This window comes from Amycolatopsis solani (genome assembly GCF_033441515.1).
Lineage (GTDB): Bacteria > Actinomycetota > Actinomycetes > Mycobacteriales > Pseudonocardiaceae > Amycolatopsis > Amycolatopsis solani.
The window spans coordinates 1130085-1145219 of the sequence record NZ_JAWQJT010000002.1 but is presented as its reverse complement, the minus strand read 5'-3'; the positions used below and the strand labels follow the sequence as shown (position 1 = coordinate 1145219).

The 15135-nt window shown below is 71.8% G+C and carries 14 protein-coding genes; 10 read left to right on the top strand and 4 right to left on the bottom strand.

The window, feature by feature from the left end:
* Nucleotides 1-4: 4 nt before the first annotated feature.
* The gene (locus tag SD460_RS25875) at nt 5-1042 is read right to left on the bottom strand and encodes a LacI family DNA-binding transcriptional regulator (RefSeq protein ID WP_318306844.1); all 1038 of its coding nucleotides are present in this window, start codon (nt 1040-1042) and stop codon (nt 5-7) included.
* Nucleotides 1043-1192: 150 nt separating this feature from the next.
* Between SD460_RS25875 and SD460_RS25870 the strand changes: the two genes are divergently transcribed.
* From SD460_RS25870 to SD460_RS25830, 9 genes are read left to right on the top strand one after another with little or no spacing between them, the layout of a single operon-like run.
* The gene (locus tag SD460_RS25870) at nt 1193-2710 is read left to right on the top strand and encodes a sugar ABC transporter ATP-binding protein (protein ID WP_290059289.1); all 1518 of its coding nucleotides are present in this window, start codon (nt 1193-1195) and stop codon (nt 2708-2710) included.
* Complete coding sequence (locus SD460_RS25865) at nt 2707-3747, top strand: ABC transporter permease (RefSeq protein ID WP_290059288.1); 1041 nt, start codon at nt 2707-2709, stop codon at nt 3745-3747. Before SD460_RS25870 ends, SD460_RS25865 begins: the two co-directional genes overlap by 4 nt.
* The gene (locus SD460_RS25860; protein ID WP_290059287.1) at nt 3740-4738 is read left to right on the top strand and encodes an ABC transporter permease; all 999 of its coding nucleotides are present in this window, start codon (nt 3740-3742) and stop codon (nt 4736-4738) included. The genes SD460_RS25865 and SD460_RS25860 overlap by 8 nt, the downstream gene beginning before the upstream one ends.
* A 5-nt stretch (nt 4739-4743) precedes the next feature.
* The gene (gene rhaS / locus SD460_RS25855; protein ID WP_290059286.1) at nt 4744-5805 is read left to right on the top strand and encodes a rhamnose ABC transporter substrate-binding protein; all 1062 of its coding nucleotides are present in this window, start codon (nt 4744-4746) and stop codon (nt 5803-5805) included.
* Nucleotides 5805-6140 carry an L-rhamnose mutarotase gene (locus SD460_RS25850; protein ID WP_290059285.1) on the top strand — a complete coding sequence of 112 codons (336 nt, stop codon included), beginning with the start codon at nt 5805-5807 and terminating at the stop codon, nt 6138-6140. Before rhaS ends, SD460_RS25850 begins: the two co-directional genes overlap by 1 nt.
* A 5-nt stretch (nt 6141-6145) precedes the next feature.
* A complete protein-coding gene (rhaI, locus tag SD460_RS25845; RefSeq protein WP_290059284.1) occupies nt 6146-7312 on the top strand; it encodes an L-rhamnose isomerase in 1167 nt (388 codons plus the stop codon).
* A 2-nt stretch (nt 7313-7314) separates the two neighbouring features.
* Nucleotides 7315-9333: a bifunctional aldolase/short-chain dehydrogenase gene (locus SD460_RS25840; protein WP_290059283.1), complete on the top strand. Its 2019-nt coding sequence runs from the start codon at nt 7315-7317 to the stop codon at nt 9331-9333.
* Between the two features lie 8 nt (nt 9334-9341).
* A complete protein-coding gene (locus SD460_RS25835; protein WP_290059282.1) occupies nt 9342-10763 on the top strand; it encodes an L-fucose/L-arabinose isomerase family protein in 1422 nt (473 codons plus the stop codon).
* A 44-nt stretch (nt 10764-10807) separates the two neighbouring features.
* A complete protein-coding gene (locus SD460_RS25830) occupies nt 10808-12166 on the top strand; it encodes a rhamnulokinase (protein WP_290059294.1) in 1359 nt (452 codons plus the stop codon).
* A gap of 41 nt (nt 12167-12207) precedes the next feature.
* Here the strand turns inward: SD460_RS25830 and SD460_RS25825 are convergent, their stop codons facing one another.
* Entirely contained in the window at nt 12208-12552 is a 345-nt protein-coding gene (locus SD460_RS25825; RefSeq protein ID WP_290059281.1) for a hypothetical protein, read from the bottom strand.
* A gap of 153 nt (nt 12553-12705) precedes the next feature.
* Between SD460_RS25825 and SD460_RS25820 the strand changes: the two genes are divergently transcribed.
* Complete coding sequence (locus SD460_RS25820; protein ID WP_290059280.1) at nt 12706-13467, top strand: NPP1 family protein; 762 nt, start codon at nt 12706-12708, stop codon at nt 13465-13467.
* On the opposite strand, the gene SD460_RS25815 is transcribed toward SD460_RS25820, so the two are convergent.
* Nucleotides 13464-14069, bottom strand: coding sequence for a response regulator (locus SD460_RS25815; RefSeq protein ID WP_318306843.1), 606 nt, complete (start codon nt 14067-14069; stop codon nt 13464-13466). The two genes, SD460_RS25820 and SD460_RS25815, sit on opposite strands and share 4 nt — an antisense overlap.
* The gene (locus SD460_RS25810; protein WP_318306842.1) at nt 14066-15133 is read right to left on the bottom strand and encodes a sensor histidine kinase; all 1068 of its coding nucleotides are present in this window, start codon (nt 15131-15133) and stop codon (nt 14066-14068) included. The genes SD460_RS25815 and SD460_RS25810 overlap by 4 nt, the downstream gene beginning before the upstream one ends.
* Nucleotides 15134-15135 lie beyond the last annotated feature (2 nt).

The window sequence follows — 15135 nt, the reverse complement described above, 5'->3', positions numbered from 1 at the left end:
GGGTTCAGCGCAACGTCGAAGCGCGGACCACCAGTTCGGGGGTGAAGACGACCTGGCGGTGCTCGTGCCCGGGCTCGGTGGTCTCGGCCAGGAGCAGCTCCGCGGCCGTGCGGCCCAGCCGGCGCCGGGGCTGGCGGACGGAGGTGAGCGGGACCGCGGCCGCCGCGGCGAACTCGATGTCGTCGTAGCCCACGATCGCCAGGTCGTCCGGGACGCCCATGCGCAGGCTCGCGCAGGTCTGCAGGAGGCCGAGCGCGACGAGGTCGTTGGCGCAGAACGCGGCGGTGGGGCGGACCGCCGCGGGCAGGCCCGCCAGCCGTTCGCCGGCCTCGCGGCCGTCGGCCACGGTCAGTGCCGTGGTCGTCAGGTCGACCAGCCGGTCCGGGGCGAGCCCCGCGGCGCTCAGCGCCCGCAGCGCGCCGAGCCGCCGGTCGCGGACCTGGCCCACCGCGGTGTGGTTGCCGATGAACGCGATCCGCTCGTGCCCCTGCTCGAGCAGGTGCCGCACGGCGATTTCGCCGCCGTAGACGTCGTCCACCGCGACCGAGCAGTGCGCGGTGCCGCCGGGCGTGCGGTCGACGACGACCACCGGCGTGCCGCGCCGCGCGATCTCGGCCAGCAGCGGGGCGTCCGGGTCGACCGGCGTGATGAGGATGCCTTGCACCCGCTGCTGTTCCAGCCGGCCGAGGTAGGCCGCCTCACGCGCGGGCTGGTGGGCGCTGTTGCAGAGGAACAGCGAGAGGTCGCCGGCGTCGGCGGCGTCCTCCATGCCGGCGGCGACGTCGGTGAAGAACGGGTTGCTGCCGTCGAGCATCACGTAGGCCAGCACGCGGCTGCGCCCGGCGCGCAGCTGCCGCGCGGATTCGTTGCGCACGAACCGGAGTTCGGCCATCGCGGCTTCGACCTTCGCGCGGGTGGCGGGGCTGACCCGGTCGGGGCGGTTGAGCACGTTCGACACCGTGCCGAGGGAGACGCCGGCCGCCGCGGCGACGTCCTTGATGCCGGCCGCTCTCGGCTCGGCCCCGGACTCCTGGACCGTCATCGGACCCCCTCATTGAAACGTAATATCGCCACGAACTATCGGCGGACGAAGCCGTTCGGCCACGGTTCGGCCGATTCATTGACTTGCTCTTCTGTCGCATAGTAGCGTCACCGCGCCAGGTTTGTGAAACCTTTCAATCCGGAGGTCGCGATGACGCGGCAGGACCCGGGTCCAGCCCCTCTGCTGGAGGTGCGCGGCGTGACGAAGTCGTTCGGCGCCGTCGCGGCGGTCGCCGGCGTGAGCTTCGGCCTCCACGCCGGGGAGGCCCACGCGCTGGTGGGGGAGAACGGCGCCGGCAAGTCCACGATCGTGAAGATGCTCGCCGGGGTGCACAAACCCGACGACGGCACCCTGCTCCTGGACGGCACGCCGGTCGAATTCGGTTCCCCGGCGGACGCCAAGGCCGCCGGCATCGCGGTGATCTACCAGGAACCCACGCTCTTCCCCGACCTTTCCGTCGCGGAGAACATCGTGATGGGCCGGCATCCGCGCAAGAGCATGGGCCGGATCGACCGGGCGGCCATCCGCGCCGAGGCCGAGCGCCTCTTCGCCCGCCTCGGCGTCCGGATCGACCCGGCTCGTCCCGCTCGTGGCCTTTCCATCGCCGACCAGCAGATCGTCGAGATCGCGAAGGCGCTCAGCGCCGACGCGCGCGTGCTGGTGATGGACGAGCCGACCGCCGCGCTGACCCAGATCGAGGTCGAGCGGCTCTTCAGCGTCGCCCGCACGCTGCGCCAGGAAGGTGCGGCGATCATGTTCATCTCCCACCGCTTCGAGGAGATCACCGCGCTCTGCCAGCGCGTCACGATCATGCGGGACGGCAAGCACGTCTCCACCGACCCGCTCGACGACGTCACGGTCGACGAGATGGTGAAGCGGATGGTCGGGCGCGACCTCGACGCGCTGTTCCCCAAGCAGGACGTCGAACCCGGCGCGGTCGTCCTCGAAGTCGACGGCCTGGCCAGGGAAGGCGTGTTCCGCGACATCTCCTTCTCGGTGCGGGCGGGGGAAATCGTCGCGTTCGCCGGGCTCGTCGGCTCCGGGCGCTCGGAAGTCGTCCAGGCCGTGTTCGGTGTCGACGAGCGCGACGCGGGCGTGGTGAAGGTGAGCGGCAAGAAGCTCAAGCCGCACTCGGCCCGGGCCGCGATGGCCGCCGGGATGGCCCTCGTGCCCGAGGACCGGCGCCAGCAGGGCCTGATCATGGACCTGTCGATCGAGCGGAACGTCACGCTGCCACGGTCGCGGGCGCTCGCGAAGCTCGGCTTCCTCACCGGAGCGAGCGAACGGCGGGAAGCCCGGCACTGGACCGAACGCCTGCGGACCAAGTACCGCCGCCTCGGCGACCCCGTCGGGACGCTTTCGGGCGGCAACCAGCAGAAGGTCGTGCTGGCCAAGTGGCTGGCGATGGCGCCGAAGGTGCTGATCGTGGACGAGCCGACCCGCGGCATCGACGTCGGGACGAAGGCCGAGGTGCACCGGCTGATGTCGGCGCTGGCCGCCGAAGGCGTCGCGATCGTCATGGTGTCGTCGGAACTGCCCGAGGTGCTCGGCATGGCCGACCGCGTCCTGGTGATGCGGGAAGGCCGGATCGTCGCCGAGCTCCCGCGCGCCGGCGCGACCGAAGACGCCGTCATGTTCGCCGCGATGGGCCAGGGAGCCGCCGCATGACCGCGACGAAGGAGGCCACCGTGACCCCCGGGCGGACCGTCCACGAACGACGGTCGTGGGCCGCGAACGTCTTCAAGGCGCGCGAATCCGGCATCGTGCTCGCGCTCGTCGTGCTGGTCGCGTTCACCGCGACGCAGAACTCGCGGTTCCTGTCCGGGCAGAGCATCCGCGACATCCTGCTGGGCACCGCGATCCTGGCGGTGCTCGCCGTCGGGCAGGCGGTCGTGATGATCACCCGCAACATCGACCTGTCGGTCGGTTCCGTGCTCGGCCTGTCGGCGTTCGCGGTCGGCACGCTGATGAAGGACAACCCGGGGCTGCCGGTGATCGTCGCCGTGCTCGCGGGACTGGCCGCCGGCGCGGTGTGCGGCCTCCTCAACGGCGCGCTCGTGCGGTTCGGCCAGGTACCCGCGCTGGTCGTCACGCTCGGCACGCTCTACGCGTTCCGCGGGGTCAGCTACTTCTGGGCCGGCGGGCAGCAGATCAACGCCGACAAGCTGCCCGCGTCCTTTCTGGACTTCGGCACGGCGTCGGTGCTCGGCGTGCCGTGGCTGGTCCTCATCGCGCTGCTGGTGCTGGTGGTCGCCGGCATCGTGCTGCGCAGCTACCCGGCCGGGCGCGAGCTGTACGCGATGGGGTCGAGCCCGCAGGCCGCGCAGCTGGCCGGCATCCGGGTCGGCCGCAACACCATCGCCGCGTTCCTCGTCAGCGGCGCCCTCGCCGGACTCGCCGGAGTCTTGTTCGCGGCCCGGTTCGGCACCGTGGACGCGGCCGCCGGCACCGGCTACGAGCTCAACGTCGTCGCCGCGGCCGTCGTCGGCGGGGTGGCGGTGTTCGGCGGCAGCGGCTCGGTCTGGGGCGCCGGCCTCGGCGCGCTCCTGCTGACCGTCATCGGCAGCGCGCTCGCCGTCCTCGACATCAACCAGTTCTGGCAGCAGGCCATCGTCGGCGCGCTGATCCTGCTGGCCATCGGCGCCGACCGGCTCGTGGCCGTGCGCGTCGCGAAGGCACTGAAGAAGAGGGACTCCCATGTCTGAGCGAGGGAACCGGTTCGGCAGGCTGCTCAGCTGGGACGCCGCTGTCGTGCTCGTCACCGTGATCGTGCTGGTGGTGGCCTCCGGTGCGGTCGAGAACTTCGGCACCAGCCGCAACTTCACCTTCCTGCTGCTCGACCTGCTCCCGATCGCGCTGGTCGCGCTGCCGATGACGTTCATCATCGTGACCGGCGAGATCGACCTGTCGGTGGCGAGCACGCTCGGGCTGACGTCGGCGGTCATGGGCTCGCTGTGGGACGCGGGGCTGTCCATCGAGACGATCATCCCGCTCTGCGTCGTGCTCGGCGCGGTCCTCGGTGCGCTGAACGGCTTCTTCGTCACCGTGCTGAAACTGCCTTCGCTCGCCGTCACCATCGGCACCCTGGCCCTCTACCGCGGGCTCGCGTTCGTCGTGCTGGGTGACGGCGCGGTCGCCGACTTCCCCCGCGACTACACGAGCTGGGTCACCGGCACCATCGGCGACGGCCCGATCCCGAACGTGCTGATCCCGCTGGTGGTCGTCGCGCTGATCTTCGGTGTCGTGCTGCACGCGACCCCGATCGGCCGCGGCGTCTTCGCGGCCGGGGCGGGCGAACAGGCGGCCCGGTTCGCCGGCATCCGCACCGGGCGGCTCAAGTTCTGGCTGTACGTCGTGAGCGGGGCGGTCGCGGGGCTCGCCGGGGTGCTGTGGACCCTGCGGTACTCCAGCGCCCGCGCCGACAACGGCTTCGGCCTCGAACTCGCCGTCGTGGCCGCCGTGCTGCTCGGCGGCGTGTCCATCTTCGGCGGCAAGGGCACGCTCCCCGGCGTGCTGGCCGGGGTGGTCCTGCTGGCGTCCCTGCAGAACGCGCTGCGGCTGCAGGACGTGTCCAACGAAGCCCTCAACATCGTGACCGGCGTGCTCCTCATCGTGTCGGTCCTGCTCCCCAACATCGTGTCCTCGGCCCGCGACTCGGTGCGGCGCCGCAGGCAAGCGGTATCCCCGGAAAGGTGACGAAGATGTCCCGACGGTTCCTCACCGGCGCAGTGTCGGCCGGGCTGGTGCTGGTCCTGGCCGCCTGCGGCGGCACGACCAAGAACGACAACGCCGCGGCCGGCGCGAGTCAGTCCACCGCCGCGGCGAACCCCAACGCCGCGGCGCAGGAAGGCGTCAAGATGGCGTTCCTGCCCAAGCAGCTCAACAACCCCTACAGCGACATCGAGGTCAGCGGCGGCAAGGAGGCGCTGGGCGAGCTGAAGGGCGAGTACAAGCTGGTCGGGCCGAACGACGCGAGCGCGTCGTCGCAGGTCAGCTACATCAACACGCTGATCCAGCAGCAGCAGGACGTCATCGGCATCGCCGCGAACGACCCGAACGCCGTCTGCCCGTCGCTCAACCAGGCCCGCACCGCCGGCATCAAGGTCGTCGCGTTCGACTCCGACGCGGCGAAGGACTGCCGCGACGTCTTCATCAACCAGGCCACCACCCAGGGCATCGGCGAGGCGCTGGCCAAGCAGGCCAAGGACCTCTCCGGCGGGTCGGGGGAGATCGCCGTCCTGTCCGCGACGCCGAACGCCACGAACCAGAACGCCTGGATCGACGTGCTCAAGAAGGAACTGGCCAAGCCGGAGTACGCGAACATCAAGCTGGACAAGGTCGCCTACGGCAACGACGACGACCAGAAGTCGTTCCAGGAGGCCCAGGGCCTGCTGCAATCGTTCCCGAACCTCAAAGTGATCGTTTCGCCGACCACCGTGGGCATCGCCGCCGCCGCGCGCTACGTGAGCTCGTCGAGCTACAAGGGCAAGGTCGCGGTGACCGGCCTGGGTACGCCGAACCAGATGCGCGCGTTCGTCAAGGACGGCACGGTGAAGCAGTTCGCGCTCTGGAACCCGGCCGACATCGGGTACCTCGCCGCGTACGCCGGCGTGGCCCTCAAGTCGGGTCAGATCACCGGCAAGGAAGGCGAGAAGTTCAAGGCGGGCAAGCTCGGCGAGTACACGATCGGCGCGAGCGGCGAGATCGTGCTCGGCCCGCCGACGACGTTCGACGCGAACAACATCGACAAGTTCAACTTCTGATGCCCCGGTACTGCTTCTGCCTCCAGGTCAAGCCCGACCGGACAGCCGCGTACGCCGAGCGGCACCGGTCGGTCTGGCCCGAGATGCGGCAGGCCCTGCACGACGCCGGCTGGCGCAACTATTCGCTGTTCCTCCGCGACGACGGCCTGCTGATCGGGTACGTCGAGGCGGACGACCTCGAAGCCGCGCGGGCCGCCATGGCGGAGACCGACGTCAACGCCCGCTGGCAGGCGGAAATGGCGGAGTTCTTCACCGGTCTGGACTCCCGCCCGCCGGATGAAGGGTTCCAGCTGCTCGACGAGGTCTTCCACCTCGACGTCCGGGAAGGACAGTGATCGCCATGGGTGATTCGGCTGCGGTCAAAGCGGCTTTGCGGGCCCAGCGCATCGAGACGCCGTCGTGGGCGTACGCGAACTCCGGGACGCGGTTCAAGGTGTTCCCGCAACCGGGTGTCCCGCGCACCGCGGAGGAGAAGATCGCCGACGCGGCCACCGTGCACCGGTTCACCGGGGTCGCGCCGAGCGTGGCGCTGCACATCCCGTGGGACCGCGTCGACGACTTCGGTGCCCTGACCGCGTACGCGCGGGACCAGGGCATCGAAATCGGCGCCATCAACACCAACGTCTTCCAGGACGAGGACTACAAGCTCGGCTCGGTGACCAACCCGGACGCCGGAATCCGCCGCAAGGCGACCGATCACCTGCTGGAAGCCATCTCGATCATGGACGCGACCGGGTCGCGGGACCTGAAGCTGTGGTTCTCCGACGGCATCAACTACCCCGGCCAGGACGACATCCGCGACCGCCAGGACCGGCTGGCGGCGGCGCTCAAGGAGACCTACGACCGGCTCGGGCCGGACCAGCGGATGCTGCTGGAGTACAAGCTGTTCGAGCCCGCGTTCTACGCCACCGACGTCCCGGACTGGGGTACGTCGTACGCGCACTGCGTCGAGCTGGGGGAGAAGGCGACGGTGTGCATCGACACCGGTCACCACGCCCCGGGCACGAACATCGAGTTCATCGTGGCGTTCCTGCTGCGGGCCGGGAAACTGGGCGCGTTCGACTTCAACTCCCGCTTCTACGCCGACGACGACCTGATGGTGGGTGCGGCGGACCCGTTCCAGCTGTTCCGGATCATGTACGAGATCGTCCGCGGCGAAGCCCTCGATCCCTCGTACGGGATCGCGTTCATGCTCGACCAGTGCCACAACATCGAGGCCAAGATCCCGGCGATCATCCGGTCGGTGATGAACGTCCAGGAGGCGACGGCCAAGGCGCTGCTGGTCGACCGCACCGCGCTGCGCGCCGCCCAGCAGGCGGGCAACGTCCTCGAGGCCAACGCCGTGCTGATGGACGCCTACAACACCGACGTCCGGCCGCTGCTGGGCGAACTGCGGGCGGACGCCGGGCTCGACCCGGACCCGGTCGCGGCGTATGCCCGCAGCGGCTACCAGGAGAAGATCGTGGCCGAGCGCGCCGGTGGCACGCAGGCCGGGTGGGGAGCATGAGCATGACCGTCCCGGAAGAACTCGTCGCGCGCAGCAACGCGCTCGGCGCGGACCCCCGGAACACCAACTACGCCGGCGGCAACACCTCCGCCAAGGGCACCGCGGTCGACCCGGTCACCGGCACGCCCACGGAACTGCTGTGGGTCAAGGGCTCCGGCGGCGACCTCGGCACGCTGACCGAGGCGGGGCTCGCGGTGCTGCGGCTGGACCGGCTGCGGTCACTGGTGGACGTCTACCCCGGCGTCGAGCGCGAGGACGAGATGGTCACCGCGTTCGACTACTGCCTGCACGGCCGGGGCGGCGCGGCGCCGTCGATCGACACGGCCATGCACGGTCTCGTCGAGGCCGCGCACGTCGACCACCTGCACCCCGACTCGGGCATCGCGCTGGCCACGGCGGCCGACGGCCCGGCGCTGACGAAGGAGTGCTTCGGCGACCGCGTCGCCTGGGTGGACTGGCGCCGGCCGGGCTTCCAGCTGGGCCTGGACATCGCCGCGGTCAAGGCGGCGAACCCGCAAGCCATCGGTGTGATCCTCGGCGGGCACGGCATCACGGCGTGGGGCGCGACCTCGGAAGAGTGTCAGCGCAACTCACTCGAGATCATCCGCACGGCCGAGGAGTTCCTCGCCTCGCGCGGTGCCCCGGAGCCGTTCGGGCCGGTCGTGCCCGGGTTCGAATCGTTGACTCTGGCTGAGCGGCACGCGCGGGCGGCGGCCCTGGCGCCGGTGATCCGCGGCCTGGCCTCCACCGACCAGCGCGTCCTCGGTCACTACACCGACAGCGACGTCGTGCTGGAGTTCCTGGCCCGGGAGAAGCTCGCTGCCTTGGCCGCCCTCGGGACGTCGTGCCCGGACCACTTCCTGCGCACCAAGGTCCGGCCGCTGGTGGTGGACCTGCCCGCGACCGCGCCGCTCGAGGACGTCGTCGCGCGGCTGAAGGAACTGCACTCCGAGTACCGCGACTCCTACCGCGCCTACTACGAGCGGCACGCGGTCGCCGATTCGCCCGCGATGCGCGGCGCGGACCCGGCGATCGTGCTGGTCCCCGGCGTCGGGATGTTCTCCTTCGGCCGCGACGAGCAGACCGCGCGCGTGGCGGGGGAGTTCTACGTCAACGCGATCAACGTGATGCGCGGCGCCGAAGCCGTCTCGTCGTACGCGCCGATCCCGGAGAGGGAGAAGTTCCGGATCGAGTACTGGGCACTGGAAGAGGCGAAGCTCCAGCGGATGCCGAAGCCCAAGCCGCTCGCCGGGCGGATCGCCCTGGTGACCGGCGCCGGGTCGGGGATCGGCAAGGCCATCGCCGTCCGGCTCGCGGCCGAGGGCGCCTGCGTGGCGATCGCGGACCTCAACGGGGACGCCGCCGCCGGGGTCGCCGCGGAGATCGGTGGTCTCGCGGTCACCGCCGACGTCACCGACGCGGCCGCGGTCCAGGCCGCGATCGACGCCACCGTGCTCGCTTTCGGCGGCCTCGACCTGGTGGTCAACAACGCCGGGCTGTCCATCTCGAAGCCGTTGCTGGAGACCACCGAACGCGACTGGGACCTCCAGCACGACGTAATGGCGAAGGGGTCCTTCCTGGTCGCGAAGGCGGCCGCGAAGGTGATGATCGACCAGGGCATCGGCGGCGACATCGTGTACATCTCGTCGAAGAACGCGGTGTTCGCGGGCCCGAACAACGTCGCCTACGGTGCCGCGAAGGCCGACCAGGCGCACCAGGTCCGGCTCTTGGCCGCCGAGCTCGGCGGGCACGGGATCCGCGTCAACGGCGTCAACCCCGACGGCGTCGTCCAGGGCTCGGGCATCTTCGCCGGGGGCTGGGGCGCCCAGCGCGCCGCCGTCTACGGCGTCCCGGAGGAGAAGCTCGGCGAGTTCTACGCCCAGCGCACGATCCTCAAGCGCGAGGTGCTGCCCGAGCACGTCGCGGCCGCGGTGTTCGCCCTGACCGGCGGCGACCTCACCCACACCACCGGGCTGCACGTGCCGGTGGACGCCGGGGTGGCCGCCGCGTTCCTCCGCTAGGAGATCCGATGACACTCGACCGCATCACCCCGCGCCGCACCCGCGTCGGCCTCGTCTCCGGCGGGCTCGGGGCGTACTGGCCGCAGTTCCCTTCGCTGCTGCCCCAGCTGGAAGCTTCGGCGCGCCGGGTCGCTTCGCGACTGTCCGAACTGGACTGCGAGGTCGTCGACGCCGGGTTCGTCTCGGACGCGGCCGAAGGCGCGGCGGCGGCGGAGAAGCTGCGCGTCGCCGGGTGCGACCTGATCATCGGCTTCCTCACCACGTACCTGACGTCCAGCATGCTGGCCCCGGTCGCGCAACGCTCGGGCGCGCCGGTGCTGATGCTCAACCTGCAGCCGACCGAGTCGATGGACCACGAATCCTTCGACACCGGCGCCTGGCTGGCCTACTGCGGCGCGTGCCCGCTGCCGGAGATGGCCAACGCGTTCCGCCGCCTCGGCGTCGAATTCCGTTCGGTGTCCGGGTACCTGGAAGACCCGCGGGCCTGGACCCGGATCGAACGGTGGATCAAGGCGGCCGGGGTGCGGGCGGCGCTGCGGCACGGCCGCCACGGCCTGCTCGGGCACCTCTACCCGGGCATGATGGACGTCTCGACGGACCCGACCCTGGTCTCGGCCCAGTTCGGCGGGCACGTCGAGATCCTGGAGGTGGACGACCTGCGGGTGCGGGTCGAGAAGGTGTCCGACTTCGAGACGGCTTCGCGCGTCGAGCTGGCCCGCGAAGTGTTCACTGTGGACGAGTCCGTCGTGGACGAAGACTTCGCGTGGGGTGCCCGGGTTTCGGTGGCGCTCGACCAGCTCGTCGCCGACTTCGGCCTCGACTCGCTGGCGTACTACCACCGCGGCCTCGACGGCGAGGCGCACGAACGCGTCGGGGCCGGCTTCATCCTCGGCGCGTCCCTGCTCACCGCGCGCGGCATCCCCGCGGTCGGTGAGTACGAGCTGCGCACGTCACTGGCGATGCTGGTCATGGACCGGCTCGGCGCCGGCGGTTCGTTCACCGAGCTGCAGGCGCTGAACTTCCGCGACGGCGTCGTCGAGATGGGTCACGACGGCCCGGCGCACCTCGGGATCAGCGCCCGCAAGCCGCTGCTGCGCGGCCTCGGCGTCTACCACGGCAAGCGCGGCTGGGGCGTGTCGGTGGAGTTCGACGTCAAGCCCGGCCCGGTCACGCTGTGCGGCCTCGGCCAGCGGCGCGACGGGACGTTCTCGCTCATCGCGTCCGAAGGCACGGTGGTTCCGGGACCGCTGCTGCGCATCGGCAACACGACGTCCCGCGTCGACTTCGGCTGCGACCCGGGCGAGTGGACCGACGCCTGGTCGGCCAGCGGCATCGCGCACCACTGGGCCCTCGGGACCGGCCACCGCGTCGCCGAGCTGACGGCCGTCGCGGACCTGCTCGGCCTGGAGCTGACCGTGGTGCGCCCTTGAAACGCGTCGCGGCCGTCGACCTCGGCGCGTCCAGCGGGCGCGTGATGGCCGGCACCGCCGGTCCTTCGACGTTGGCCCTCGAGGAGGTGCGCCGCTTCCCGAACGGCGGCGTCCGCGCCGGGCCGGCGTGGTATTGGGACGTGCTGGGGCTCTACCGCGAGACCCTGGCCGGGATCCGCGACGCCGGCGCGGTGGACGGCGTCGGCATCGACTCGTGGGCCGTCGACTACGGGCTTCTGGACGACCGCGGCGCCCTGCTCGGCAACCCCGTCTGCTACCGCGACTCGCGCACCGACGGCATCGCGGCAAAGGTGGCGGCGACGGTGTCCGCGCGCGAGCTGTACGACGTGACGGGCCTGCAGCAGCTCCCGTTCAACACGCTGTACCAGCTGGTGTCCGAAGGCGACCGGCTCGCGTCGGCGTCGGCCATGCTGCTGATCCCGGACCTGCTGAACTACTGGCTGACGGGCTCGATCGGCGCCGAGCGCACCAACGCGTCGACGACCGAGCTGTACGACGTCCGCGAGCGGGAGTGGGCGGTTTCCCTGGCTTCACGGGTCGGCATCCCGCCCGGCTTGCTGCCCCCGCTGCGCGACCCGGGCACGGTGGTGGGCACGGCCGCCTCGCTTTCCGGACTCCCGGTGATCGCGGTGGGCTCCCACGACACGGCGTCGGCGGTGGTGGCGGTCCCGGCGTCCCCGGGTACGAACTTCGCCTACATCTCCTCGGGCACGTGGTCCTTGGCGGGCCTGGAGCTGCCTGCGCCAGAGCTGAGCGACGCGGCACTGGCGGCGAACTTCACCAACGAGGGCGGCGTCGACGGCATGATCCGCTTCCTGCGCAACGTGATGGGCCTGTGGGTGCTGTCGGAGACGCTGCGCACGTGGTCCATTTCGGACCTTCCCCCGCTCCTCTCAGCCGCGACTGCGTCCCCGGCCTTGGCGGCGGTGGTGGACATCGACGCCCCGGAGTTCCTGCCCCCGGGCGACATGCCCGCCCGTATCGCGGCAGCGTGCACGGCCACCGGCCAGCCTGTTCCCGCGGACCGGCCCGCGATGGTCCGGTGCATTGTGGACAGTCTGGCCTTGGCGCACCGCCGCACGATCCGCGAGGCCGCGCGGTTGACCGGCCGCCGCGTCGACGTGGTCCACCTGGTCGGCGGCGGAGCGCGCAACGAGCTGCTCTGCCAGTCGACGGCGGACGCGTGCGGCGTCCCGGTCCTGGCCGGCCCGGTGGAGGCGGCGGCATTGGGGAACGTGCTGGTGCAGGCCCGGGCACTGGGGGAGGACCTCCCTGACTTGGCGTCGATGCGGGTGCTGGTGCGGGAGACGCAGGAGATCCGGCGCTACGAGCCGTCCGGCACCGGGGACTGGGACGCCGCAGAGGCGCGGTTGCGGGGCTGAGGTGCGTCGGTCGCCGGCTCCTGCTCCACGGAAGGCGCGCCTCAGAGGGTGATGTTGCCGTGCACGTCGCCGGCCTGGATGACCTTCCCCGTGACGTTCCCGGTCACCGAATTGTGCACGCCGCCGTACGTCACCCGGCTCTCCGGGAGCTTCTCCCACTCCGTTCGCAGCGCCTCCGCGAACTCCCGGTCCTCCGCCCCCGCTGACTGCAGCCGCTCGGCCAGTGCCCGGATGGGCTGGGTGCCGGACGGTGCCGACGCGGCCGCCTCCAGTTCCGCGATCGCCGCGGGGTTCTTGGCGAACTTGCGTTTCACCAGGTCGTACAGGCCGGTCGCACCCTTCGCCGCCAGTGCGGCGGCGATGGAGATCAGGATCGGTTCGGGCATCCTCCCAACCTAGCCGCGCGCCGGCCGCGGAACCAGGTTTGCGCGTTCGTGCCCCACGGAAGGCGGCAGCCGGGCACACTCGCCGCGGCACGGTTGCGGATCCGGAAAACGGCCGCGAGCCTGGTGGGAAAATCACCGACCGAGGAGTCCGCGATGGCGTACCGTTCCCGCGCACTGGCCGCCGCTGCCGCCGGCGCGCTGGCCCTCTCCGCGCTGTTCCCCGCGACCGCGTACGCCGACCCGCCCGGCGCGCTCCCGGCGTCCGCGTCCGACTTCGAAAAGACGTTCCAGCCGGCCTTCGACTACGACAAGGACGGCTGCTACCCGACCCCGGCGATCGGCCCCGACGGCACGATCGCGCCCGGCCTGTCCCTGGGCGGGGACACCAACGGCCACTGCCGCGACTCCTGGGACCTCGACAACACCAACTCCTACTCGCGCCAAAAGTGCAACAACGGCTGGTGCGCCGTCATGTTCACCCTCTACTTCGAGAAGGACCAGGCTTCCCTCGGCCCGGGCAGCGCCGGGCACCGGCACGACTGGGAGCACGTCGTCGTCTGGGTCAAGGACAACCAGGTCGAGTACGTCGCCACGTCGCAGCACGGCGGCTTCGCCGTCCACGACCGTGCGAGCCTCCGGTTCGAAGGCACGCACGCGAAGGTCGTCTACCACAAGGACGGCGGCTCGACGCACTGCTTCCGCGCGGCCAACGGCAACGACGACCCGCCCGAGAACCACAAGGGCACCTGGCAGTACCCGGCCCCCGTCGGCTGGGACGGCTACCCGGCCGGCCTGCGGGACAAGCTCACCCAGGCCGACTTCGGGAGCGCGACCTTCGGCATCAAGGACGGCCAGTTCACCGGCAACCTCGCCAAGGCCAAGCCGGCCGGCATCCCGTTCGACGAAAACGCCTAGAGCCAGCCCCGGTCGTCGGCGATGCGGACCGCTTCGACGCGGTTGCGGGCACCGGTCTTGGTGATCGCCGCGGAGACGTAGTTGCGGACCGTGCCTTCCGACAGGTAGAGCCGAGACGCGATCTCGGCGATCGTCGCGCCGGTCCGCGCGGTGATCAGGACGTCGCGTTCGCGGGCGGTCAGCGGGGACTCGCCGGCCGCCAGCGTGGCGACGGCCAGGGCCGGGTCCACCACCCGCTCGCCGGCCCGGACGCGGCGGATCGCGCCGGCGAGCACCTCGGCGGGCGCGTCCTTGACGACGAACCCGGCGGCGCCCGCCTCCATCGCGCGGCGCAGGTAGCCGGCGCGGCCGAACGTCGTGAGCATGACGACCCGGCAGTCCGGCACCTGCGTGGCGAGCACCGCCGCCGCGGCGAGCCCGTCGAGGCCCGGCATCTCGATGTCGAGCAACGCGACGTCGGGGCGGTGCGCACGGGCCGCGGCGACCACTTCATCGCCGCGGCCGACCGACGCGACCACCTCGAAGTCGTCCTCGAGGGCGAGCAGTGCGCACAGCGCCTGGCGGACCAGTTCCTGGTCGTCGGCCAGCAGCAGCCGGATCACACCGTCACCCGCAACCGCCAGCCGCGCGGGTCCGCCGCCCCCGCGTCGAGCACCCCGCCGGCCGCCGTGACGCGCTCGCGGAGCCCGGCGAGCCCGGAACCGCCCGCGGCCGGGCCACCCACGCCGTCGTCGAGAACCTCCACAGTGGACGCCGAGAGCGTCACCGCGCACCGGCTCGCGCGCGCGTGCCGGGCCACGTTCGTGAGCCCCTCCCGCACCACCCAGCCGAACAGTTCCTGGTGCGCGGGCACCACGACGTCGGTGGCCGTCGGCAGGTCGGCGGTGACCCCGCAGGCACGCAGCAGCTCGCGGCCGCGGGCGAGTTCGCCGGCGAGCGAGACTTCGCGGTAGCCCGACACCGCCGCGCGGACCTCGGTCAAGGCCTGGCGGGCCAGGGTTTCCACGGCGGTCATCTCCTCACCCGCGCGGGCGCCGTCGGCGTCGACGAGCCGCCGCGCCAGGGTGCTCTTCACGGTGATCGCGGTGAGGGAGTGCCCGAGCAGGTCGTGCAGGTCGCGGGCGATCCGGGCGCGTTCGGCCTCGGACGCCAGCCGCGCGACCTCGGCGCGGGCCGCGACCAGCGCGGTGTTGGCGCGGATCGCTTCGGCGAACGCGCCCACCACGAGCACGGTGAACACGAGCGCGACCGCCTGCGTCCAGCCCGGCCCGCCCGGCCACGGCACGACGACGGCCGCGAGCGCGGAGGCCGCGACCAGGACGACCGCGACGCGCCGGGGGAGCCGGGGCACCGCGAGGGAAAGGACGACGGCGGCGAGGAAGAACGCGTCGGCGTGGGCGAAGGGGAGCGCGGCGGCGAACAGCACGGCGCACGCACTCGTGAGCACCCAGAACGGCCGTGTCGCCCGGCGGGCCGCCGCGGCCGCGGCGAGGAGGTACCCGGCGGCGAAGGCGGCCACGATCCCGCAGCCCACGACCGCCGTGGTGCCCGCCGAGTGCTGCAGCACGCCCGCCAGCGTCACCGCCGGGTAGACGAGCATGCCCGCGTCGAGCAGCCGCAGCCGCCAGCCGCGCACCCAGCGCTGCACGTCGCTCGTCCCGTCCACCA

What these genes read in the sequence shown, in the direction of transcription:
- SD460_RS25860 (WP_290059287.1), top strand. Translation starts at nt 3,740, where the DNA reads ATGTCTGAGCGAGGGAACCGGTTCGGCAGGCTGCTCAGCTGGGACGCC.
- SD460_RS25875 (WP_318306844.1), bottom strand. Translation starts at nt 1,042, where the DNA reads ATGACGGTCCAGGAGTCCGGGGCCGAGCCGAGAGCGGCCGGCATCAAG.
- SD460_RS25865 (WP_290059288.1), top strand. Translation starts at nt 2,707, where the DNA reads ATGACCGCGACGAAGGAGGCCACCGTGACCCCCGGGCGGACCGTCCAC.
- SD460_RS25830 (WP_290059294.1), top strand. Translation starts at nt 10,808, where the DNA reads ATGGCCGGCACCGCCGGTCCTTCGACGTTGGCCCTCGAGGAGGTGCGC.
- SD460_RS25840 (WP_290059283.1), top strand. Translation starts at nt 7,315, where the DNA reads ATGACCGTCCCGGAAGAACTCGTCGCGCGCAGCAACGCGCTCGGCGCG.
- SD460_RS25835 (WP_290059282.1), top strand. Translation starts at nt 9,342, where the DNA reads ATGACACTCGACCGCATCACCCCGCGCCGCACCCGCGTCGGCCTCGTC.
- rhaS (WP_290059286.1), top strand. Translation starts at nt 4,744, where the DNA reads ATGTCCCGACGGTTCCTCACCGGCGCAGTGTCGGCCGGGCTGGTGCTG.
- SD460_RS25850 (WP_290059285.1), top strand. Translation starts at nt 5,805, where the DNA reads ATGCCCCGGTACTGCTTCTGCCTCCAGGTCAAGCCCGACCGGACAGCC.
- SD460_RS25870 (WP_290059289.1), top strand. Translation starts at nt 1,193, where the DNA reads ATGACGCGGCAGGACCCGGGTCCAGCCCCTCTGCTGGAGGTGCGCGGC.
- SD460_RS25825 (WP_290059281.1), bottom strand. Translation starts at nt 12,552, where the DNA reads ATGCCCGAACCGATCCTGATCTCCATCGCCGCCGCACTGGCGGCGAAG.
- rhaI (WP_290059284.1), top strand. Translation starts at nt 6,146, where the DNA reads ATGGGTGATTCGGCTGCGGTCAAAGCGGCTTTGCGGGCCCAGCGCATC.
- SD460_RS25820 (WP_290059280.1), top strand. Translation starts at nt 12,706, where the DNA reads ATGGCGTACCGTTCCCGCGCACTGGCCGCCGCTGCCGCCGGCGCGCTG.